This is a genomic window from Gluconobacter sphaericus NBRC 12467, from assembly GCF_006539125.1.
In the GTDB taxonomy this organism is placed as follows: Bacteria; Pseudomonadota; Alphaproteobacteria; order Acetobacterales; family Acetobacteraceae; genus Gluconobacter; species Gluconobacter sphaericus.
Genome location: NZ_BJMK01000001.1, coordinates 1 through 21,600 on the forward strand (window position 1 = coordinate 1; position 21,600 = coordinate 21,600).

Genomic DNA, 21,600 nt, shown 5'->3' on the forward strand with positions numbered 1-21,600 from the left:
TTTTTTTAGCTTTGACGCCCGATAAAACGCTAATATCATTTCCAAAAAAATGGTGTCCCGTACGGGATTCGAACCCGTGTTGCCGCCGTGAAAGGGCGGTGTCCTAGGCCTCTAGACGAACGGGACTGGAGGCGTGAGCGGGTATATAGGGGGGGCTGCTGCGTCCGTCAAGCGGGGGTAGCGTCAGAAATGAAAAAAGATAGATTTTTTCTCTCCTGCCATGTCTCGGCCCGCAATGTGCCTGCGACATGCACCAGAGGCATGGAGCGGTCTTCCAGCAGGGCGGCAAAGGGTTTGTCCGCTGCACGGAAGATGAGGCCGCGCAGGCGTGTGCCTCCGTCTTCGCCTTGCAGGATGACGCGCAGGGTGTTGCCGTCCTTGCCGATACGCTCGCTTTTGACACAACGGACATTGCTGATGGCGAGGAGCGGTTCCTCATTGCCAGGGCCAAAGGGTTCCAGTCGGGCGAGCTGCTCCGCGATTGCGATGGAGGCGCCAGCCAGCGTCATGATGCCGTCGAGCTTCAGGGCGTCCTGCTTCGGAAGGGTGAGGGCGCTGGAGAGCTGTGTGTCGAGCCAGCTGTGGAACTCGTCAGCACGATCAGCCGTGAGGGAGAAACCGGCGGCCATGGCGTGTCCGCCGCCGCTGAGCAGCAAATTATTTTGGCGGGCGGCGATGATGGCGCTTCCAAGATCGAGTCCAGGGACGGAGCGGGCCGAGCCTTTGATGATGCCGTCCGCGAGCGCCGCGACGAGAGCAGGACGGTTGTAGCGCTCTTTCAGGCGGCCAGCGACAATGCCGACGACGCCCGGATGCCAGTTTTCGCCATGCAGGAAGATGACGGCGTGGCCTGCATCGAGCTGCTGCTGGGCCTGTTCCATGGCGGAGTCGAGGATTGTGGATTCGACGGTCTGGCGCTGGCGGTTGACGCGATCGAGTTGTTCCGCGAGGGCGCGGGCTTCGACGACGTCTTCGGAGAGTAGAAGTTTCAGGCCAAGATCGGCCTGTGCGATGCGGCCGCCGGCATTGATACGGGGGCCGAGGGCAAAGCCGCAGGCCATGGCGCTGGCTTCTTCCTTTACGCCTGCGACGGAAGACAACGTGGCCAGTCCAAGGCGCTCCCCGCGAGACATGACGCGCAGGCCCTGCATGACCAGAGCGCGGTTCAGGCCGGTCAGCGGCATGACGTCGCAGATGGTGGCAAGGGCTGTGAGGTCGAGGCGCTGGAGCAGGTCGGGGATGGCCTGCTCGCCGTCGAACCAGTTGGTGCGGCGCAGGAGGCGGATCGTGGCGACCATGGTGAGAAAGGCGACCGCGGTGGCGCAGATGTTGTTCAGACCCGATGAGCAGTCTAGCCGGTTCGGGTTGACCACGATCCCTTTGGGCAGGGCTGCGCCATCGGGCTTGTGGTGGTCAAGGACGATGATGTCGGCACGGTCTGTCATGTCGTTGAGGATGTCGACCGCTGCGGTACCGCAGTCGATGCAGACAAGCAGGGTGGCGCCTTCCGACAGCAGGTTTTCGAGAGCTGCGGTGTTGGGGCCGTAGCCTTCGGTCAGACGGTCGGGGATATGGGTGCTGACGGTGCAGCCGAGTTCGCGAAGCGTGTCGTAGACGAGGGCAGTGCCGCAGGCGCCGTCCACGTCGTAGTCGCCGAATAAGCCGACATGCTCGTGGTTGCGGACGGCCTGTGCGAGACGTTCGGCGGCCTGGTCCATGTCCTGCAAGCAGGAGGGGTCGGGCATGGCGTCGCGCAGGCGGGGATTGAGAAACGAAGAGGCGTCGTGGGGTGCGACGCCTCGTGCCGAGAGGATACGGGCCAGAAGCTCAGGAATGTTGGCCTGCTGGGCAAGAGCGAGGGCCAGGCGGTTGTCTGCTTCTGCCAGCCTGGGATCGCGCCAGATCCAGCGGCGGCTTCCTGCACTTCGGGTTACGCCGAGGACGGCGCCCGTATCGTCTGCGAGCATGGTTCTCCGTTCAGGACGCGGGTTCTGCCTGTGGTTTGAAGCTGTGATGGCTCTCTATATAGCGCACCGTGCGGGATTTTGAACGCATCACGATGGAATGCGTGCGCGCGCGCGTGGCGCTCGGACGTTCCACGCCCTTCAGGAGCGGGCCGGATGTGACGCCTGTTGCGGAGAACAGGACGTTGCCAGCTGCCATGTCATGCAGGTAGAGCTTGCGGGCTGGGTCGAGGCCGTTCGCCATTTCGCGCGCGCGCTGGCGCTGGGTGTCGTCTTCGAACAGGAGGCGGCCCTGCATCTGGCCTTCCATGCAGCGGATGGCTGCGGCAGCCAGAACACCTTCGGGCGCACCGCCGGAACCGGCGTACAGATCCACGCCGCCGCCATCCACGCAGGTGGCGATGGCAGCCGCCACGTCGCCGTCGCTGAGAAGCATCACACGGGCGCCGGCTTCGCGGGCGTAGGCGATCATCTCTTCATGTCTTTCGCGGTCAAGTGCGCAGAGAACCATGTCCGAGACATTGCGCTTCTTGGCCTTGGCCAGCGAACGGAGATTGTTGCCGATTGAGGCGTCCAGGTCTACCACACCTTCGGGAAGGTCCGGGCCGACGACAATCTTTTCCATGTAGATGTCAGGCGCGTGCAGGAACTTGCCGCGCTCGGCGAGAGCTACGACCGTCAGGGCGTTGGGAAGGCTCTTGGCGCAGAGATTCGTGCCTTCGAGCGGATCGACCGCGATATCCATGGCTGGGCCACCGGAGCCGACTTTCTCGCCGATATAGAGCATCGGGGCTTCGTCCATCTCGCCTTCGCCGATGGTGACGATGCCGTCGATGGCGACGGTGTCGAAGGCGGCGCGCATGGCCTGCACAGCGGCGCCATCGGCTTCGTTCTTCTGCCCGCGGCCGGTCCAGTGGGCGGAAGCGATTGCGGCCGCTTCCGTTACACGGACAAGCTCGAGAGCAAGATTACGGTCAGTGACGCGGTATGGGAGAACATTCTGAGGGTCGATCACGCAAAGGCATCCTCGATTTTGAGCACAAGCGGCTTTCCCGTTACGACAGGAAGGACGGCGAGTGCTGTTGCTGCTGCATGAATGGCTTTTTCTGGAACCTGATGGGTTATGATCGTCAGGTCGGCACATCCGGTTGCAGCATCATGCTGGGAAACAAAGTGAACGGAGACATCATGGTCCCGGAGAACCGATGTCAGCTCTGCCATTACGCCCGGACGGTCCTGAACGTTCAGACGTAAATAAAAAGCGCTGTTCAAATCAGCGAGACTGGCGCAGTCGGCAGCGGGCGAAACGGAGGTCGTGCCCCACACCGGAATGGCGGTTCCCCGCGCGAGATCGATCAGGTCGGCGACGACGGCGCTGGCGGTCGGGCCTTCGCCTGCGCCACGACCGGAGATGGTCATCGGACCGCTGAAGACTCCTTGGGTGGAGACGGCGTTGAACACGCCTTCAACTGCAGCAATGGGTGCTTTAGCGGGGACGAGGCAGGGGCGGACCCACGCTGCGACGTTACCGTTCTCAGCCTGGCGGGCCATGCCGAGGAGCTTGATGTGGTATCCAAGTTCGTCGGCGAATTTCAGGTCGGTCGCGGTGATGTCGCGGATGCCCTGAACGGAGAGAGTGTTAAACGCGATGGGGCGGAAGGCCAGACCGGCCAGAATGGCGAGCTTGTGGGCCGTGTCCCAGCCATCCACGTCCGTGGACGGTTCGGCTTCAGCATAGCCCTTGGCCTGTGCTTCGGTCAGGACGTCCGTAAAATCCCGGCCCGTAGCGCGCATTTCGGTCAGGATATAGTTGCAAGTCCCGTTCAGGATGCCGCCCACGCTGAGAAGACGGTCTGCGGCCAGTCCTTCGCGGACGAGCTTGATGGCGGGAATGCCGCCCGCAACGGCCGCTTCGAACAGGAGGGGGGCGTTCTTTTCCGAAGACAGGCGGCTGAGGCTGTCGCCATGCAGGGCCACGAGCGCTTTGTTGGCAGTCACGACCGGCAGGCCGCGTTCGAGTGCGGTAAGGACCATGTCATGCGCTGGACCTTCGGAGCCGCCGATGAGTTCGACGGCCACGTCGATTTCCGGGTCCTGAGCTACGGCGGTGGCACTGTCGTGCCATCGCATGGTGGACAGATCCACACCACGATCGCGGGTGCGGTCGCGGGCCGTGATGGCCACGACTTCGATCGGCCGACCGGCCCGGGCGGTAATCAGGTCAGCGTTCTCACGCAGGAGACGAATGACACCGATTCCGACAGTTCCGAGTCCAGCCAGTCCGATCCGCAGTGGTTTCACGATGATGCAGCTCCAAGAAGGTCAGCGGTTCCGGCTCCGGTGCAGTGCCGGGTCATGAAGCTCTTGATGGCCCGCGTCGCCTGACGCAGCCGCTGGGTGTTTTCGACAAGTCCGATCCGGACAAAGCCCTCGCCGTATTCCCCGAAACCAAGACCGGGTGCAACCGCAACTCCGGCTTCCTTGAGAAGTAGCTTGGAGAAGGCGACGCTGCCCATTTCGGCGAAGGCGGGGGGGATGGGGGCCCAGGCGAACATCGAGCCTGCCGGCGCGGGAACTTCCCATCCTGCGCTTTGAAGGCCGCGCAACAGCACGTCGCGGCGATCCTTATACATGGCGCGGATTTCGGAGACGTAATCCTGCGGGCCGTTCAGCGCGGCGACAGAGGCGACCTGAATGGGCGTGAAGGCGCCATAATCCAGATAGGATTTGATGCGTGTGAGGGCCTGTATCAGCTTCGGGTTGCCGACTGCGAAGCCCATGCGCCAGCCCGCCATGGAGTAGGTCTTAGACATGGACGTGAACTCGACGGCCACGTCCTTGGCGCCGGGAACTGCGAGAATGGACGGGGGCGGCTCGTTCTCGTTGAAATAGATTTCCGCGTAAGCCAGATCGGACAGGATCCAGATGTTTTCCCGGCGCGCGAAGGCCACAAGCTCCTTGTAGAAATCGAGGTTCGCGACAAAAGCCGTCGGGTTGGACGGGAAGTTGACGATCAGCGCCGTCGGTTTGGGTACGGAATGGCGAACTGCCCGCTCCAGTGCCCGAAGCATGTCTTCGTCCGGCGTGGCCGGGATCGAGCGGACGGAGGCACCGGCGATGATGAAGCCGAACTGGTGGATCGGGTAGGACGGGTTCGGAACCAGGATCGTGTCGCCGGGGCTCGTGATGGCAGCGGCCAGATTGGCCAGGCCTTCCTTGGAGCCAAGGGTGGCAATGACTTCGGTTTCCGGGTCTAGCAAGACGTTGAACCGGCGCTCGTAATAATTCGCCATGGCCTTGCGCAGGCCCGGAATGCCGCGGCTGACGGAATAGCCGTGCGCGCGCGGATTGCCGACCGTCTCGATCAGCTTCTGCACGACATGCGCGGGCGGTGCGCTGTCGGGATTGCCCATGCCCAGATCGATGATGTCGTCACCGGCGGCTCGCGCTGCGGCCTTGGCTTTGTTCACTTCAGCGAACACGTAGGGCGGCAGGCGGCGGATGCGGTGGAACTCTTCGGTCATGACCAGCTCTGGGGCAGAGGGTGAAAGGGAGCAACGACGATAGACAGGTTTTTCCATGAGTGGAACAGCCTGACTGTTCTCGATCTCACAATGTCGTCTTCCGGATGCCCGTTGCGTCAGTCGTTGATCGTAACCCGGACGCCGTCGCCAATGGCTTCGGCCTTCAGAATAATCGCGGATGCGGGCACGCCGCGCGCGATCAGGGCGCGGGCAACCACGCGAGCGCGTAGCAGGCCCAGCGCGATTTCCCGGTTCTGATCCGCAGGTGCGAGGGCCGCATCCGCGCTCATGAAGGCCCCGAAGCCAAGGATGGTCAGGTGCCTGTTCCCGCGCAAAGAAACGATGTGCTGGTAATCACCTTGTGGATCACCCGTGACGTGGTCTGTTGCGGGCTGGAAGCGGATCAGGATGCCTTCGGGCGTGGACGTGTCGATATCCGGGCGAACGGGATCACTGACGATTGCGTCACGCGGCAGGTCGAAGCCGGGGAATTGTGGTGGGGGCGGAGGTAGCTCTCCAATTTTCGGGAACTGGCCCGGTGGGGTCGGGGGAATGGATTTCGCGACGACGGGGGGGAGTTCGGCTTCCGCAGCCGGAGCAGAGGGAGGCGTCTTTTTTGCCGGTGCGGAAGCATGGGGGGTCGATGTCGCCGCCAGATCGGGCGCCGGATTGATGGCGGAAGGGCTTTCCGGTTCCGGCTGTCCGACTGTCGTCATGGTCATGCCGCTTTGTTCCGTATTGGTCGTCGTGGCGGTCGGGGCAGGTTTGGGCGGCGGAGGAATGACCGGCAGGGCGCCCTGGGCTGCGCTTTCGCGCTGGGCCAGGTTCCGCTGGGCTTCAAGCTGTGTGGTCAGTGACAGACGTGCCTCGGGCGTCGGAAGCTCGGGAGGCTGCGTGGGGGTGCGGCCGACGTGCGGATAGTGCAGGTTCTCGCCCGGTGGCGGTGCGCGCAGCTTGGCAATCTCGCCGCCTTCGAAGTTATGCCACCAGCCGGTTACGGTGTCCGTTGCGTCCTGATGCTGACAGGCCGCCAGCAGTGGCGCGCTTATCAGCAGGAGAAACGGGATTTTTCCCGCAGTCCTGCGTGTCGCCGCTGTCATGGGCTGCCTGCTGTTCCCTGGGACCACTGTGCCGTTCCTGCCGTCTGTAGAATGTCCAAATGAGGCGGAGACTAGCGGTTCGTGGCAGGTATGGCGAGAGTTCCTGTCGGTCCGGATCGGAAGCTCGATCCGAAGGAGGACTTGGCACCGACGCAAACGAAGCGCAGGATAGGGGGTATGAAGATGCATGCTGGATCTGGAAACGATATGGATATCACCAGAATGACCCCGACCCGCCTGGACGACGAGCCGGATGCTCCGGAGCCCGAAACCCGGGAAGACGACAACAAGACGCTGAACAGCCCGATCAGCGAGCTTGAGGGCCGTCTGTTCGATCAGCGGAAAGTCCTGATCTTCGGCGGTATCAACGATAAGATCGCCCGTGATGTCACCGGTCGCCTTCTGGCGCTGGCCGGGACGTCCGACAAACCGATCGATGTGTATGTGAACTCGCCGGGCGGCCATGTCGAGAGTGGCGACACCATCCATGACATGATCCGCTTTGTGGATTCGATTGCGCCGATCAACATGATCGGAACGGGCTGGGTTGCCTCCGCCGGTGCGCTGATCTACGCCGCCGGACGTCCAGAGCGCCGCGTCTGCCTGCCGAACACGCGTTTCCTGCTGCATCAGCCGATGGGTGGTGTGCGTGGTCCGGCAACGGATATCGACATTGAAGCTCGCGAGATCATCAAGATGCGCGAGCGTCTGAACCGGATTTTCGCGAAAGAAACTGGTCAGACCTACGAAAAGGTCGCCAAGGATACGGACCGTAACTACTGGATGTCGGCTAATGAAGCCATTGCCTATGGCCTCGTGAATCGAGTCATTCATTCGGCAACCGACCTCAAGTAAAACTGCAAGCTCCAAGGGGCACGGCGTGCCTTCAGGCACGCCGCGAAGACTGACATGAAAAGCCTGGCCGAAATCTATTCTCATCTTCCCGATGCACCGTCGGAGAAGACGCTCGAGCGTGTTGATTACGAAGCGCGCCACTGGAGCAGCCCGATTCAAGGGCCGCTGAAGCCCGGTACGGAAGAGCACAAACGGGCTGTCGCTGCGATGTTCCGCGATACGTTCAATCCGTACAAGCCGTCTGTAATCGACTGGCCGAAGCTGGATCCGGAGACGTTGCATCGTATCACGTCGCTGCCGATCTGGGATATTGCGGTCCAGACTGAAGGCAAGGCCCGCCTGCGCATGGCAGCCTATGCGGACATGATTACCGATCCGGACATGAAGGATGCGCTGTCGCGCAATGCCTGGGAAGAGAACCGGCACAAGGAAGTCCTGACCAAGCTGGTCGAGGCCTACAACATTCCGATGGCGCCCGAGCCTCCGTATGTGACGCCGAAGGATACGGAATGGGCGTATCTGGTCACGGGTTTTTCGGAATGTGTGGACAGCTTTTTTGCATTCGGTCTGTTCGCGCTGGCCGAGCGTGCCGGGCTGTTCCCGAAGGAACTGATCGAGACGTTCGAGCCGGTGATGCAGGAAGAATGCCGCCATATCCTGCTGTTCGCGAACTGGCTGGCCTGGCACCGGGCGACCATGCCTTTCTGGAAGCGTCCTTGGTTCGAACTGCGTGTGATCGGGGTCTGGTTGTTCCTGGCCTATGAGCGCATAGGCTTGGCCCGTTCGATCGACGAGAACGGGGAAGAGCACACCCAGGACAACAATTTCACAGTCACGGGTGCCAAGGACATAACGGCGATGGACATCAGTCTTCCTGACCTGATGCAGCTCTGTTTGGATGAGGATGACCGCCGCTTCTCTGGATATGATCCGCGTCTGCTGCGGCCGACGACGACGCCGGCAATTGCGCGTGCGATCATCAAGGGTGCAAAGCTCTGGAATTGTGTCCGGAGCAAGATTGCCGCCTGAGCGACCTTACTTCGCGGCAGTCATCCTGCATAAAAAAGGGCTCCGGAAGGAGCCCTTTTCCGTTTTAATCTTCCGGGTTGCCGTCTGCGTCGGGCTCCGGATCTGTCATCAGGGCGTCAGAGAGGACACCGGCCTCTGCGCGAATACGACGCTCGATCTCGGAGGCCATTTCCGGATGGTCGCGCAGGAACTGCTTGGCATTTTCGCGGCCCTGTCCAATGCGTTGGCTGTCGAAGGAGAACCATGCGCCGGATTTCTCAACGATGTTGCCCTTCACACCCAGATCAAGCAGTTCGCCCATCTTGCTGATGCCTTCGCCGTACATGATGTCGAACTCGACCTGACGGAACGGAGGCGCCATCTTGTTTTTCACGACCTTGACGCGCGTCTGGTTGCCCACGACCTCGTCCTTGTCCTTGATGGACCCGATACGGCGGATGTCGAGGCGAATGGACGAGTAGAACTTCAGCGCGTTACCGCCAGTCGTCGTTTCCGGATTGCCGAACATCACGCCGATCTTCATGCGGATCTGGTTCAGGAAGATGACGAGCGTGTTGGAGCGTGAGACCGTTCCCGTCAGCTTGCGCAAGGCCTGGCTCATGAGACGCGCGTGCAGACCAACATGGCTGTCGCCCATATCGCCTTCGAGTTCGGCGCGGGGAACAAGGGCTGCAACAGAGTCCACGATCAGCACGTCAACGGCTCCGGAACGGACCAGTGTGTCGGCAATTTCCAGTGCCTGTTCGCCGGCATCTGGCTGGCTCAGCAGAAGATCGTCGATGTTGACGCCAAGCTTGCGAGCATATCCCGGATCGAGCGCATGTTCTGCATCGATGAAGGCCACGGTCCCGCCCTTCTTCTGGGCTTCAGCCAGAACGTGAAGGGCGAGGGTGGTCTTGCCGGAGCTTTCCGGTCCGTAGATTTCGACGATCCGGCCGCGCGGCATGCCGCCGATCCCCAGAGCGATGTCCAGCCCGATGGACCCGGTGGAAATCACATTGGTTTCCACTTTCGGGCGCTGGCCCATGCGCATGATTGAGCCTTTTCCGAAGGCACGCTCAATCTGGCTAAGTGCGCCTTCCAGCGCCTTGGTCTTGTCCATTCAATCCTCGCAGTAGGTTTGGGCTGGCGTTTCCAGGATACGATAGACCGGGCGGCCACTCTCGCAAAGAGGCGTGATTTCCGCGATTGTCGGCTTCCTGTGTTCGCAAAATGTTCTCTTTCAGACATATCATGCCTGTCCCCCCTGTCGCCAAGGGGTATGGTCGTCTCCAGGAAAGATTTTTTCAGGAACGCGGCTGTGTCTATCGCAAGGGAGCAGAGCGGCTGGCAGGGCGTTTGAGTTTCCAGACATACGCAATAATGGCCGCGACGACCTTGAAATGTTCAGCTGGGATTTCGCTCTCGAGTGGAAGTGTGAAAAGCGCACGAGCCAAGGGCGGATTGGTCACAAGCGGGATGCGGTTGTCCTGTGCGATGTCCCTGATGCGGGCTGCGACATCGTCCATGCCTTTTGCGACGATCCTGGGCGCACCACCGCCACCTCTCTCGTAGACGAGTGCGACGGCGTAATGCGTCGGATTGGTGACGACCACGGTCGCTGTCTTTACGGCCGCCATCATGCGCTGTCTGGCTGCTTTTGCGCGCAGGGCTTTTTGGCGGCCTTTGACGTGCGGGTCGCCTTCCGTGTTCTTGTACTCGTCCTTGAGGTCTTCGCGGCTCATCTTCAGCTTGGAAATATGTCGGAAACGCATCCAAAAAATATCAAAGCCGGCGATGACCAGTTGTGCCAAGATCATGGCTGATGCGGCCTTGAAGCCGAGATCTGATATTATTTTCAGGAGGGGGGCGGGTTCCAGCCCGACCATCCGAGGCACGCTCGGGATGACATTTTTGGAGATATTCCAAAGGACCACGGCAAAAATCGTAAATTTTGCGAGTGCCTTAAACGTATCGGGAAGCGTTCCGCCACCGGCAATGCGTTTGAAACCCGCTAGGGGAGAAATCCGTTCGAATTTCGGCAGCAGGGATTCGGGATGGATAAGGAACCCTGTCTGTAGGAATCCGCCTCCAAGGCAGAGTGCAGCGACACTTGCTGCCATCGGCACAGCCAGCTTCAGTCCGGCTGCAATGGCGTGGTCTGTACTGTGGAGCAGGCCTCCCTGCGTCATGGGGAGCGTGCCGGCATTGGCCATGAGGACCTGCATGACGTGTATAAAGTCCGTCACCAGATAAGGCAGGACCATGAAAATTCCCGCAAATCCGCCAAGAAGAGCTACGAAATTCATGGCCTCGCGGGACATGACGATCTGCCCGTCCTCACGCGCTTTCTGAAGGCGTTGTGAGGACGGGGCTTCTGTCTTGTCGTCGGAATCAGACATGCTTCAAAGTCCTGGAAGGGCCCGGAAGACGTCGAAAGCCTGTCCCTGCCAGACCGTAATCATGGTGCTCAGTGTGAGGCCCAGAAGTGCGATCCCGCCAAGAAGCTGAAGAGGACTGGCGGCATTATAGATCTGCAGGGTAGGAAGCAGGCGTTTCATGATGCCAAGCATGCCCTGCCAGACAAGCGACAGGATCAAAAATGGCGCACTGAGCTCCAGTCCGAGCGCGAAGCTATGTTCCGTGAGCTGGACGATGCCTTGGGCGGAATCGCCCAGTAGGTTCCAGTGTGCGTGAGAAGCAGCGGCCAGCAGGGCTCCTCCGGGCGGAATGATGCTGTAACTGCCGAGGATGGCGCGGATGGGCAGGATATATGCGCCAGTCACGAGAAGCACGAGAGGGGCCAGCAGGTTCAGGAATCGCGCAGGAGCGGAACTGCCCGACCCCAGATCCGGGTCCGGTTGAAGAACGCTCGAAATCCCCATGCAGACCGCGATGATCTGTCCGGCAATCGGCAGGGCCATGCAGATCAGACGCGCCATCCAGCCGATCAGAATGCCGGCGAAGAGCTCGACTGCAATCATGCCGCAGAGCGCCAGCGGGGCCAGGGCCTCCAGATGGCTCTGCATTAGCAGGGGGGCAACGAGCGGAAGGAGCAGGATCGTAAGGGTGATGGCGCATCCTGCACGGATCATCATGGGCATGGACTGTTCGCCAAGGCCTGGCATGGTCATAACGACCGCCCCGGTGCGGGAAAGGACCAGAACAAAGGTGAGGGCCCAGACGCTTAAGGCTGGCCCGCTGAGATCCAGCCCCTGTAGCGCGCTTGCTCCGCTCGGGCCGGTAAGATCAGCATTCACAGCAGAGCGTCTTTTAGACCAGGAAATCCGGATACAGGCATATCAGTCAACTCCGGATCTGGAAGGCGGGGGCTCAGGTGGTACCGACGAGGATCAGCTGGTCGAAGAGATGTCGGGTAAAGCTGATGAGTGTTGCGGTCATGAAGGAGCCTGCCATGACCATGACGGCACCGATGGCCAGAACTTTCGGTACGAAGGACAGCGTGGCTTCATTGAGCTGGGTGACAGCCTGTATGAGCGAAACCAGAAGACCGACCCCGAGCGCAGTCAGGAGGGCGGGAGCACTCAGCTTGAGAGCGACGAGAAAGGTCTGCTCCAGAATGGCGCCGAGATCGATGGCCTGCATGGTCAGATCGTCATTTTCATCACGTCCTGATAAGCCTGAACCATGCGGTCGCGGATCACGGTCGTGGTCTGAAGGGCAAGCTGCGCGTTAGACACCGCGGTCACGATTTGCGTCATATCACCGCCGCCTGTCAGGCCCTGTGCAGCCTTGGTTTCGGCATCATGACCGCTGTCGATGACGTTGCTGACGGACTGGGAAAGAATGGATCCGAAATCCGTACCGGAACTGCTGCTGGCGGTCGTTGCGGATGACTGGATGCCGTCATCGACATTGTCCGTAATCCCCTGCAGGCGGCTCTGGAGACTTTGAACGGCGTAGGCATTATGGGCCTGGGTGAGGGATGTGAGCATCGGGATTACTTCAGCAGGTCGAGTGTTCGGGACAGCATGGTCCGGGTGCTCGACAGGGCGTTGAGGTTGGCTTCGTAGGAACGTTCGGCTTCGCGCATATCCATCATCTCTGTCATGGAATCCACATTGGAAACCTTGACGTAACCGCGTTCATCAGCAGCGGGATGGGATGGGTCGTAGCGGGTGTTGAAGTCCGACATGTCCTGTCCGACATTTTGGACATCCACAGTCGAGGCGCCCGTTTCGTCGTCTACATGTTCGGCGAAGGTGATGGTCTTGCGACGATAGGGATCCGCGCCGGGCTGGGAGCCGGTCGTGTCCTGATTGGCGAGGTTTTCCGCGACAATGCGCAGGCGCTGGGCCTGCGCGTCCATGCCGCTTGCGGAAATACCGATGGTGGTGGACAGGTTCATCCGTCAGGCTCCTTACTTACCGAGTGCCGTCTGGAACATGCTCAGGTATTTCGAATAGACGTTCACGGCGAGGTGCTGTTGGTCATTCACGTCTGCGACCTGCTCCATTTGCTGGTCCAGGGAGACCTGATTACCGTCCAGAGACTGTTCGGATGTGGTCTCGATGGTGTGGGTGCCTGAGGCGCTGTAACCGATATGACCGGGCTGGGTGACGGTGGGCGTGATGTCGAATTCGCCCATCGCTGCCTCGAACGGGGAGACGTCCCTGGCCTGGTAGTCTGGTGTGTCGGAATTGGCGATATTGCCGGCCAGCACCTGTTGGCGCGCCTGAAGCCAGTTCATGCGGTCACGGCCCAGAGAGAAAAGGTCGGTGCCGCCTGCGCTGGTTGGGTCGATGTTACGCATCGAGACGGTCTCCATCATGCAGGTGCCGGAAAAGTCCCGGCGAAGTGCATGATGGCGCGAAATCTTTAATAAATGGTTGCCTGAGCCGCGGATTCTGCTGCGGGAGAAGAATGTAAGGGGATTTCGTCAGGCTTCGTAATCGTTACCGGGCGTAGAGCGATCCATAGCCTCTTCTAAGGTCCTCCCGGTGCTGTCTTTCCACTTCGTCCAACCGTTGACTGAATGTCCCAGTAGGGCGGTGGCCGCAGGGCTTGGGGCTTTGAACAGTACATCGCGGGTGAAATAAATGCGGTCGCCTTCAATGCGGAGAAGGCCTTGCTCCAGCATGGTCTGTCGCTTCTGAGCATAATTAAAACTGCTAGAAACTTCAGTGCGGCCATAAGAGCCTGCCAGTACCACCAGGCCTTCTTGTGTATATTGGGCGCGTCCGTCTACGCCGGATGCATGGCAATAAAATTCGGTTGAGATGGGTTGTTTCTGTGAATCCAGAACAGATTCAGTTGTCTGAGTGACGGTAACAGGATTCCGGTTGCGAATGAGGGGTTCGAAAATCGGGTATCCCAGGGTTGTCAGCAGGATGTCTATTGTTTCGAAAATTTCACGACATTCTGCTTCCAGCGCGGGGAGGGTATGGGGTCTTGTTCCGCTTGTGCCATTGTCCATTTCAAAGCGCTGGGTCTGTGTGGCGCGGCTGAGGGCGAGCCATTCCAGATAGTGCGCGTGTGTGACGGTCAGGCTTTGGGTCAGAGAGTAGGCGACGATGGCACGGTTCCACCAGAGGCCCTTCTTCTCGTGGTGTTGCTTCAGGCGGTTTCCGAAATTTCCAGTCTGTCCGATATAGGCCTTCGGTCGTTCCGTTTCGTCGTTTTCACCGAACAGGATGTAGATGCCGACCGAACTGGCTTCGGGCCGTTCAAGAAACTCTTCCAGTCGCAGGCGAGGGATTTCGACAACCTGCACGATCCGGGTGGTGATGGAGGCGGTCCGGATTCCCTGTGGATCGCCGGAGGGAAGGAAAATCTGGATCGTCAGGGGGTGGGCGTTCACGGCGTCTGGTCCTGCGCAGAAACATTGAGAAAAATATCTGTGACAGGGACGGGACGCTCAGGACAGGGATTTTCTGCTGTTTGGGCAGCATTTTTGGTAAAACTGATGGGCAATTAAGCGGTCATTAACTGGTCTTGGGCATCATGTCGGGGAATGAGGATGACTGACCTATGACCCTGCATGAGTGCGTGAACGCGATTGCCGCTCTGATTTTCATTATCGTGCTGATTTTCTGTGCCCGGCCCCTGCTGCGTTTTCTGGAACAGAAAAAGAGCGGTGCGCGTGAGGGGCAGGCGGGGCTTTCGCTGGTGGGGCAGATGGCGCTGGACCGGACGCGGCGTCTTTCAGTCGTACGATATGGCGCGCGGGAAGTGCTGGTTCTGACGGGCGGCAATCAGGACATCCTGATGGATTGGACGGAGCGAGAGACGTTTGATTCGGCTCTGACTGCGTCAGCTGCGGAGGACGTGGCATGAAGAAGGCCGCCTGCGTTTTTCGGGTTTTGCTTCCGGTTCTGGTTCTGCTGGCATGTCTGGGAATGCCGCATCTGGCGCATGCTCAGGCTGTGAGTATCGATCTGGGGCAGAATGGTGCTTCTGGAGGGGCAGGGACGACCAGTCGGCTGGTGCAGCTGACGGCACTGATCACTGTTCTGTCGTTGGCGCCGAGCCTGCTGGTTATGATCACGGCATTTACGCGGATCGTGATTGTCCTGTCCCTGCTGCGCAGTGCGCTGGGCGCACAGGGGACGCCGCCCAATACGGTTCTGATCGGGTTGGCGCTTTTTCTGACGCTGTTCGTGATGCAGCCGACGCTTCAGAAATCCTGGGATGCGGGGATCGAACCGTTGATGGCCGGGCGTGTCGGCGAAATGGAAGGTCTGGCGGCTGCGGCCCAGCCGTTCCACGATTTTATGGCGGTGACGGCACGTCCTGCGGATGTTGCGACGTTCCTGAACATCGCGCATGAAAAACCACCTGCAAAGATCGGGGATACGCCGTGGCGTGTGCTGGTTCCAGCCTTCATGGTCGGGGAGCTGCGTCGCGGTTTTGAGATGGGATTTCTGCTCTATCTGCCGTTTCTGGTCATCGATCTGGTGGTGTCCAGCGTGTTGATGAGCCTTGGCATGATGATGCTGCCACCCAGTACCGTGTCTCTGCCGTTCAAGCTGATCTTTTTTGTTGTGGTGGACGGCTGGTCTCTGGTGGCGGGAAGTCTGGTGCGAAGTTTTACCGGGTAGGGGCCCCGGGGTCAGAAAACAGCCCCGCCGGTCAGGAGAACGGCGGGGCTGTTTTGTCAGTTACTGCTGTCGTTCGTTGTGCCGGCAGCGAGGCCAGCTGCACGCGGGTCCGTGGAGCCGCGGCACGAATCGTTGCCGTGGCAAAGGATGGCGTTGATGCGGCCAGCACCTTCGTGCGGGATCGGGGTTTCATGTGCGACGGCGCGGGCAGCGTCTCCGACTGCGTCTGCGGCTTCGTTCTGGCCCGAGGCCGCGATAACGGCGCGTAGGTTACGCTGATCACGCAGGACGGCTGCAGAGAGCAGCGGCTGGGGCGTGCGGGCGGGGGATGCGCCAAGGACGACGCCGGTGCTGCCCGCAATGCGACCGGTTCCGAACAGGTTGTTGTCACTCAGGACGCAGGCTACGGCCATGCCGGAATGGTCGGTCACGACAAAGGACGTGGAGGCCGGAAGGGCAGGAAGGGTGCCGCTGCCGGAACGGCCACTGTTGAGAGCCGCCTGGGCAGCGGCGAGCGATGTGTTGCCGGAGGCGCGCCATGCAGCGACGGTGCCTTGTGCGGAGGCGCCGGTCGTGTAGCGGATTGCTGCTCCAAGGCCACCATCTGCCGGCGGGGCCAGGAACGATGCGTCCACACCGCCCTGTCGGGTTGTCAGGGCTTCTGTCTGGAGGGGAAGCGTCTGGCGCATATCGTCATCGTTCAGGCCCCCCCCGGCTTTCTGGGCTGCGGTCACATAGACGTCAGCCAGAGCCCCGTTATAGAGGTCGCCGACGCCAGCAACCCGAATGCGCTCCAGGAAGCCTGCGAGGCGCGGTTGGGCCAGGCTGTCACCAGCCACGAGAGTGGAGGCATCGCCGCGACCGAAGATGGCACGGGCGCTGTCATCGGCCAGAAGGGCCGGGCGCACGGCTGCCAGATCGGCTGCCAGCGTGCGGCTGACAGTGATGCCCGTGCTGGCGAGATTGAGAGCCGGGGCGATCAGATCATTGAAATCGACCGTGCCGTAATGGAGTTGCATCAGATACAGCCCACGGAAGTCGGCCGGTGTGGCTGCCGGACGATCGGCGCCCTTGCTGGTGCCAGCGCGGGTCTGGAACGTAATGGACTGTGCCACTTCACCGGGGCGGCTGACGAGGCAGGCGCCACCGCCGCCGAAAGATGCACGGGACGGCAAGGTGACGCCGAGCGCCAGAGCCGTCGCGGTGGCGGCATCGGCCGCATTGCCGCCACGGGCCAGCACGTCATGGCCGACCAGGGCAGCCTGCGGTTCGTCAGCGACGACCGTGCCGATGCTGCCGCCTGCGGGAGCGGATGTTTCATTGATGCCGACGAGATGGACGCCTGGGATCCAGGAGCAGGCGCCCAGCAGAAGGCCCGAGGCGACCGACGCCATCAGTGAGGCGGGCAGGCGGGAAGAGACGCGACGGGCCTGTGTGGCGTCCGGGGTGGAAATCTGGTGCTGTCGATGCGCCACCTGGCGTTTCTCCAATGTCTGGTCACGACTGTCCGGCCTCGTGGCCTTCACGGATGGCGGGCGCGGGCAGACGGGTCTGCGCCGTGGGTCCTGGTCCGGTTGTTATTCCCTCATAACGGGAATCTGTCGTTTGTGGGAGGGGCGAGTTGGTGTCTTCTCTTTGCCACAGACCTTCTTTATGCCGTATGGACCTGATGTCCTGTCTTTCCTTCAGCTGATCCGGAGCTTTCCGTTGAGATACCCTCTGCTTGCCACAGCGTTTACCGTTGTTGCCGGAATGTCCTTTCTTTTGGGCGGTCAGGCTCTGGCGGCTCCGGCGGCATCCTTCACACCTGCCCAGCGGGCCGAGATTGTCGGCATCATGCGTGATGCGCTGCAGAACGATCCGAGCATTCTGACGGACGCCATCCGCGCGATCCGTGAAAAGGCCGAGGAACAAAAGCAGGATTCGACGCTTGCTGCCGTGAAGGCGCATCAGTCCGAGCTTCAGAGTGCGCCCGATTTTGCGATCCGGGGCAACCCGCATGGCAGGATCACGGTGGTGGAGTTTTATGATCCGCGCTGTTCGTACTGCCGCTCCATGATGGGCGAGGTGGACAGTTTCCTCAGCCGCCATCCGGATGTCCGGCTGGTCGAGAAGGTTGTGCCGGTTCTGGGTAGCAACAGTGTTCTCGACACGCGGGCGATTTTCGCCGCCAGCGCACAGGGTAAATATGAGGTTATGCGCCGGGCGTTGATGGCAGACACCACTAAGCCGACCATGGAGCGTATCGTTGAGCTGGCCCAGGCCAATGGTATCGACACGAAGAAGTTGACGGCTGATATGAGCTCACCCCAGATCATGGCGCTCATTAACACCAATCTGGATCAGGCGCGCGCCGTTGGTCTGGACGGAACGCCGACGTTCATTTTCGGTACGGCGGCCGTTGCTCCGGGCGCGCTTGAAGCGGACCAGATGGATGCGTTTCTGGAGCGTGCCCGAAAGGCGTGAGCCTCCAGACGTTTTAATCAGGGCATTTATTAAGGTGTTAGCGTTTCTCGCTGTCTGCGCCTGAGGCATCTGCGCCCCGTTGCCGTCAAGGATACCGGCGTGGGACGGAGCATCTGAAGCGGGCTGAACCGTGCGGGTGATCGATGCGACTTCGTTATCGGATGGGGCAGAGCTGAAAACACGGTCATGCTGCCGCAATTCTGGAAAGGCATCTTGAGGGTTTCCGTATGATAACGACGTGGATGCAGGAAAGTCGGATGAATCTGGTTGGAACCGGGTCGGTGGCAGTGATGGGGATCGTTAACGTCACGCCGGATTCCTTTTCTGATGGTGGCCGTTTCCTGCGCCCTGAGGCGGCTTTGGCTCATGGACGCACGTTGCTGGCGGACGGGGCAGATCTGCTGGACGTGGGAGCTGAATCCACGCGGCCGGGATTTGAGCCTGTTCCGGCAGAAGAGGAGTGGACGCGTCTTTCGCCTGTGGTGGGAACACTGGTGGCGGAAGGAGCCGTCGTTTCGGTCGATACGACCAAAGCGTTCGTCGCGAAACGGGCGCTGGAGGCTGGTGCTGCGGTTATCAATGATGTGTGGGGGCTACAGGCTGATCCGGAAATGGCATCCGTGTTGGCAGATTCGAATGCTGTGGCCGTGTTGATGCATAACCGGCATGAGGTGGATGCGGCGCTCGATCTGCGGGCGGACTGGCGACGTTTTTTTGATCGCTCGCTGGCACTGGCAGAACGGGCCGGAATGGCGCGGGAGCGGATCGTGCTTGATCCCGGCGTTGGGTTTGGCAAGACGCAGGCGCAGAATGTCGAAGCCGTAGCCCGTCTTGGGGAACTGAAATCCGAGTATGGGCTTCCGGTTCTTCTGGGTGTGTCGCGCAAGTCGATGTTTGGGTATTTTCTGGAGCGCGCGGCATCCGAGCGGTTGGCGGGAACGCTGGCGACCCATCTGTACGGGGCCGATCAGGGAGCCGCGATCCTACGGGTGCATGATGTGCGCGAGCATGTGGATGCGTTGAAAATGCGCCGGATTCTGAAGGATGTCCGATGATCGTACCTGCTCTGACTTCCGTTTTTGTGCGGGATCTGTGCCTGTTTGGCTATCATGGCGTGCTGCCGGAAGAGACGCGGATTGGGCAGCGTTTTGTGGTCGATATCGAGATCCGGGCCGATCTCTCAACCGCGATCGCGGGTGATGATTACGAGCAGGCTGTCTGTTACGGAACGCTGTGCGATATCGCTTCGGCCGTCGTGACGGGGCTGCCCCTTCAGCTTATCGAAACAGTGGCGGGACGCATTGCTGAAGCCGTACTGGCGCGGTTGGAGCGTGTGGAATGGGTGCGGGTTGAGGTACGCAAGCCCTCCGCTCCAGTACCGTATGCGGTGTCGGGGACTGCGGTGGCCGTTGAACAGGCCCGGGCGTACGAAGTTGCGTTCTCGCTAGGGAGCAATCTGGGGGAGCGCGAGGCTGTTCTGGCGGCGGCGGTGGATCGACTGTCGCTTGTGGACGGGCTTGAGATCGTGGATGTGTCATCGCTGTATGACAGTGCGCCCTGGGGCGGGGTGGAGCAGCCGGCATTCGTCAATATCTGCACCACAGGGCGGACTACACTGGAGCCCCACGCGCTGTTGCGGGTTTGCAAGGCGATCGAGGCCGATCTGGGGCGTGTACCCGGTGTGCGCTGGGGGGCGCGGGCTGTCGATATTGACATTCTTTATTATGGAGGGCGGGAGATCCGGGACCGGGTGCTGACCCTGCCGCATGCGTGCCTGTTCGAACGGGCTTTTGTGCTTGAGCCTCTTGCAGAAATTGATCCAGATCACGTCATTGGTGGACGTCGCGTGCGGGACGCGCTAGCAGTCCTGCCGCGGAGCCCGGGGGATGTGACCCGGCGCGCCCCTGACGGCACTGGCCGTTGGGGCATCAAGGAGCCTGAACCCGCATGACCAACCTGAACGCCACGATCATGACCGCCGCATCGGCACGTCTGTCGGACAGTCAGGATAGCCTTTCTTCCGAAGAACTGCGCCCCATGGGAGCGTTGCCGCTGCCTGCGGATGCGGAAGTGCGGATTGCGGGGGCTGTGCGGGAGATCCTTGAGGCGCTGGGTGAAAATCCGGAGCGTGAAGGTCTGCTCGATACGCCGCGCCGCGTGGCGAAGATGTATCTCGAAGTGTTCAGCGGTTTGCATCAGGACCCGCGGGATCATCTGAAAACACAGTTTTCGGCGGATCAGCATCATGGTGCGGTGATCGTCAAGGACATTCGCTTCCATTCGATGTGCGAGCATCATCTGCTGCCGGTTTATGGCAAGGCGCATGTTGCCTATTTGCCCGCAGGCGGGCGTCTGACGGGGTTGAGCAAGATTGCACGGCTGGTTGAGGGTTTTGCCCGTCGTCCGCAGTTGCAGGAGCGTCTGACGGACCAGATTGCCCAAGGCATGGAAGATGTGCTCGCTCCTGAAGCTGTGCTCGTCGTGATCGAAGCGGAGCACATGTGCATGAGCATGCGCGGCGTCCGCTCGCCTGGCTCCACGACTGTGACCTCCATTGCGCGTGGCACCTGGCTGCGGGATAGCGCAGCCAGAATGGAAATTATGTCGCTTCTGCGGGGCTGAGACAGCTCTGCCGACTCCGGGTCGGAGTGGCAGAATTGATTTCGTAAGGTTTGTGGACGGGGGCTGGACGTTTGCAGAGACCGTCCGTCACCTTCTGACTCCAGATTGCGCTTAGCTGCTCGCGCCGCCGGGAGATGATTTCTTTCGGCTCCATGTTTCGAAAACAGGGTCCGGATCGTCCTGCTCGTGCGGAAACGGCATGGATCTGTGTGGCGATTTCCACGCCTGCGATGAGGATGGTTTTCATGCTGTTCTTTTAGGCCCTGCGGAGGTTACCCTTATTCTAATGCGCCGGTCAGTTCCGTTTCTTTCTCCCCGGCACGAATAGCCGCATCTCCGGCATCAGAATGAAGGAGTGATGCCTGTGTCATTTGGAAAGAACGTGTTCCAGGCCCTGACGCGCTATGCGCTGGCGGCGCAGATTGACGAATGGGGCTGGGACATTGGTCCGCATACTTATGGCGCGCCCACTGTTCTGGAAGTTGAGGAAGCGGGACTTCGCATAGGCGATTACTGTTCGATCGGGCCCGGTGTCACGATCATCCTGGGCAATCATCGTGCCGATCTTGTCAGCACCTATCCTTTCAGAACCCTCTCGCATTTCTGGCCCTCTGCTGCAGAGGGAGAGCGCGATCACTCTTCAAAAGGGGACGTCATTATTGGCAATGACGTATGGATCGGGGCGCATGCCACGATCATGTCCGGGGTGACGATTGGGGATGGCGCTGTTATTGCCGCACAGGCTCTCGTCACGAAATCGGTGCCGCCTTATGCGATTGTCGGGGGTAATCCGGCAAAAGTGATCCGCTACCGTTTTTCCGAAACGGTCATTGCGCGGCTGTTGGCGCTGGCATGGTGGAAATGGCCGGAAACGTTGGTGGAAGAACGCTCCGGCCGTCTGATGAGTGACGATATCGAAGCGTTCCTGGACCTTTATGAAAATGCTTCGTACGGGTCCGGGGACGGTTCATCCTGATTTGGTGAGTGGCATTGCGCCTTC

23 protein-coding genes and 1 tRNA gene are annotated in these 21,600 nt (G+C 60.6%); 9 read left to right on the forward strand and 15 right to left on the reverse strand.

The features are described from left to right. Positions 1–50 precede the first annotated feature (50 nt). The 6 genes from GSP01_RS00005 to GSP01_RS00030 all read right to left on the reverse strand — a co-directional run bounded on the left by GSP01_RS00005 (position 51) and on the right by GSP01_RS00030 (position 6,588). Positions 51–126 (reverse strand) — tRNA-Glu (locus GSP01_RS00005). Between the two features lie 41 nt (positions 127–167). Next, on the reverse strand, positions 168–1,967 hold the full coding sequence (gene recJ, locus GSP01_RS00010; RefSeq protein WP_141349397.1) for a single-stranded-DNA-specific exonuclease RecJ: 1,800 nt from the start codon (positions 1,965–1,967) through the stop codon (positions 168–170). 10 nt (positions 1,968–1,977) lie between these two features. Then, positions 1,978–2,979: a class II fructose-bisphosphatase gene (gene glpX, locus GSP01_RS00015; protein WP_141349399.1), complete on the reverse strand. Its 1,002-nt coding sequence runs from the start codon at positions 2,977–2,979 to the stop codon at positions 1,978–1,980. Beyond that, entirely contained in the window at positions 2,976–4,265 is a 1,290-nt protein-coding gene (locus GSP01_RS00020) for a homoserine dehydrogenase (RefSeq protein WP_141349401.1), read from the reverse strand. The genes glpX and GSP01_RS00020 overlap by 4 nt, the downstream gene beginning before the upstream one ends. Next, positions 4,262–5,488: an LL-diaminopimelate aminotransferase gene (locus tag GSP01_RS00025; RefSeq protein WP_141349403.1), complete on the reverse strand. Its 1,227-nt coding sequence runs from the start codon at positions 5,486–5,488 to the stop codon at positions 4,262–4,264. Before GSP01_RS00025 ends, GSP01_RS00020 begins: the two co-directional genes overlap by 4 nt. 116 nt (positions 5,489–5,604) lie before the next feature. Then, entirely contained in the window at positions 5,605–6,588 is a 984-nt protein-coding gene (locus tag GSP01_RS00030; RefSeq protein ID WP_141349405.1) for a hypothetical protein, read from the reverse strand. Positions 6,589–6,765: 177 nt separating this feature from the next. Here GSP01_RS00030 and GSP01_RS00035 point away from each other — a divergent pair, with 177 nt between their 5' ends. Both GSP01_RS00035 and GSP01_RS00040 read left to right on the forward strand, forming a co-directional pair. After that, a complete protein-coding gene (locus GSP01_RS00035; RefSeq protein ID WP_141349407.1) occupies positions 6,766–7,443 on the forward strand; it encodes an ATP-dependent Clp protease proteolytic subunit in 678 nt (225 codons plus the stop codon). Between the two features lie 54 nt (positions 7,444–7,497). Next, positions 7,498–8,472, forward strand: coding sequence for a ferritin family protein (locus GSP01_RS00040; protein WP_141349409.1), 975 nt, complete (start codon positions 7,498–7,500; stop codon positions 8,470–8,472). Between the two features lie 64 nt (positions 8,473–8,536). Here the strand turns inward: GSP01_RS00040 and recA are convergent, their stop codons facing one another. The 8 genes from recA to GSP01_RS00080 form a co-directional block, all read right to left on the reverse strand. Then, positions 8,537–9,574: a recombinase RecA gene (gene recA / locus GSP01_RS00045; RefSeq protein ID WP_141349411.1), complete on the reverse strand. Its 1,038-nt coding sequence runs from the start codon at positions 9,572–9,574 to the stop codon at positions 8,537–8,539. Positions 9,575–9,776: 202 nt separating this feature from the next. After that, positions 9,777–10,853 (reverse strand): EscU/YscU/HrcU family type III secretion system export apparatus switch protein, encoded by a 1,077-nt coding sequence (locus GSP01_RS00050; RefSeq protein WP_141349413.1) that lies wholly within the window; start codon positions 10,851–10,853, stop codon positions 9,777–9,779. 3 nt (positions 10,854–10,856) lie between these two features. Continuing rightward, a complete protein-coding gene (locus tag GSP01_RS00055) occupies positions 10,857–11,711 on the reverse strand; it encodes a flagellar biosynthetic protein FliR (RefSeq protein ID WP_141349415.1) in 855 nt (284 codons plus the stop codon). Positions 11,712–11,784: 73 nt separating this feature from the next. Next, complete coding sequence (locus GSP01_RS00060) at positions 11,785–12,057, reverse strand: flagellar biosynthetic protein FliQ (RefSeq protein WP_141349417.1); 273 nt, start codon at positions 12,055–12,057, stop codon at positions 11,785–11,787. Between the two features lie 2 nt (positions 12,058–12,059). Further along, the gene (fliE, locus tag GSP01_RS00065) at positions 12,060–12,407 is read right to left on the reverse strand and encodes a flagellar hook-basal body complex protein FliE (RefSeq protein WP_141349419.1); all 348 of its coding nucleotides are present in this window, start codon (positions 12,405–12,407) and stop codon (positions 12,060–12,062) included. 5 nt (positions 12,408–12,412) lie between these two features. Then, positions 12,413–12,820, reverse strand: a complete 408-nt coding sequence (gene flgC, locus GSP01_RS00070) for a flagellar basal body rod protein FlgC (protein ID WP_141349422.1) — start codon at positions 12,818–12,820, stop codon at positions 12,413–12,415. Positions 12,821–12,832: 12 nt separating this feature from the next. Then, a complete protein-coding gene (locus GSP01_RS00075) occupies positions 12,833–13,225 on the reverse strand; it encodes a flagellar basal body rod protein FlgB (protein WP_141349424.1) in 393 nt (130 codons plus the stop codon). Positions 13,226–13,351: 126 nt separating this feature from the next. Further along, entirely contained in the window at positions 13,352–14,272 is a 921-nt protein-coding gene (locus tag GSP01_RS00080) for a GIY-YIG nuclease family protein (RefSeq protein WP_141349427.1), read from the reverse strand. A gap of 170 nt (positions 14,273–14,442) precedes the next feature. Here GSP01_RS00080 and GSP01_RS00085 point away from each other — a divergent pair, with 170 nt between their 5' ends. Then, the gene (locus GSP01_RS00085) at positions 14,443–14,748 is read left to right on the forward strand and encodes a flagellar biosynthetic protein FliO (RefSeq protein WP_141349429.1); all 306 of its coding nucleotides are present in this window, start codon (positions 14,443–14,445) and stop codon (positions 14,746–14,748) included. Then, positions 14,745–15,512 carry a flagellar type III secretion system pore protein FliP gene (fliP, locus tag GSP01_RS00090; RefSeq protein WP_141349432.1) on the forward strand — a complete coding sequence of 256 codons (768 nt, stop codon included), beginning with the start codon at positions 14,745–14,747 and terminating at the stop codon, positions 15,510–15,512. Before GSP01_RS00085 ends, fliP begins: the two co-directional genes overlap by 4 nt. A 56-nt stretch (positions 15,513–15,568) precedes the next feature. On the opposite strand, the gene GSP01_RS00095 is transcribed toward fliP, so the two are convergent. Then, positions 15,569–16,987 (reverse strand): gamma-glutamyltransferase, encoded by a 1,419-nt coding sequence (locus GSP01_RS00095; protein ID WP_174787496.1) that lies wholly within the window; start codon positions 16,985–16,987, stop codon positions 15,569–15,571. 232 nt (positions 16,988–17,219) lie between these two features. On the opposite strand from GSP01_RS00095, the gene GSP01_RS00100 reads away from it, so the two are divergent. From GSP01_RS00100 to GSP01_RS00125, 5 genes are all read left to right on the forward strand, one after another. Beyond that, a complete protein-coding gene (locus GSP01_RS00100; RefSeq protein WP_228123672.1) occupies positions 17,220–17,978 on the forward strand; it encodes a DsbA family protein in 759 nt (252 codons plus the stop codon). A gap of 257 nt (positions 17,979–18,235) precedes the next feature. Continuing rightward, positions 18,236–19,033 carry a dihydropteroate synthase gene (folP, locus tag GSP01_RS00105; protein ID WP_228123671.1) on the forward strand — a complete coding sequence of 266 codons (798 nt, stop codon included), beginning with the start codon at positions 18,236–18,238 and terminating at the stop codon, positions 19,031–19,033. After that, the gene (folK, locus tag GSP01_RS00110) at positions 19,030–19,929 is read left to right on the forward strand and encodes a 2-amino-4-hydroxy-6-hydroxymethyldihydropteridine diphosphokinase (protein WP_141349442.1); all 900 of its coding nucleotides are present in this window, start codon (positions 19,030–19,032) and stop codon (positions 19,927–19,929) included. Before folP ends, folK begins: the two co-directional genes overlap by 4 nt. Then, positions 19,926–20,600 (forward strand): GTP cyclohydrolase I FolE, encoded by a 675-nt coding sequence (gene folE / locus GSP01_RS00115; protein WP_141349444.1) that lies wholly within the window; start codon positions 19,926–19,928, stop codon positions 20,598–20,600. The genes folK and folE overlap by 4 nt, the downstream gene beginning before the upstream one ends. A 364-nt stretch (positions 20,601–20,964) precedes the next feature. Beyond that, the gene (locus GSP01_RS00125; RefSeq protein WP_141350101.1) at positions 20,965–21,576 is read left to right on the forward strand and encodes a CatB-related O-acetyltransferase; all 612 of its coding nucleotides are present in this window, start codon (positions 20,965–20,967) and stop codon (positions 21,574–21,576) included. The last annotated feature ends 24 nt before the right edge of the window (positions 21,577–21,600 follow it).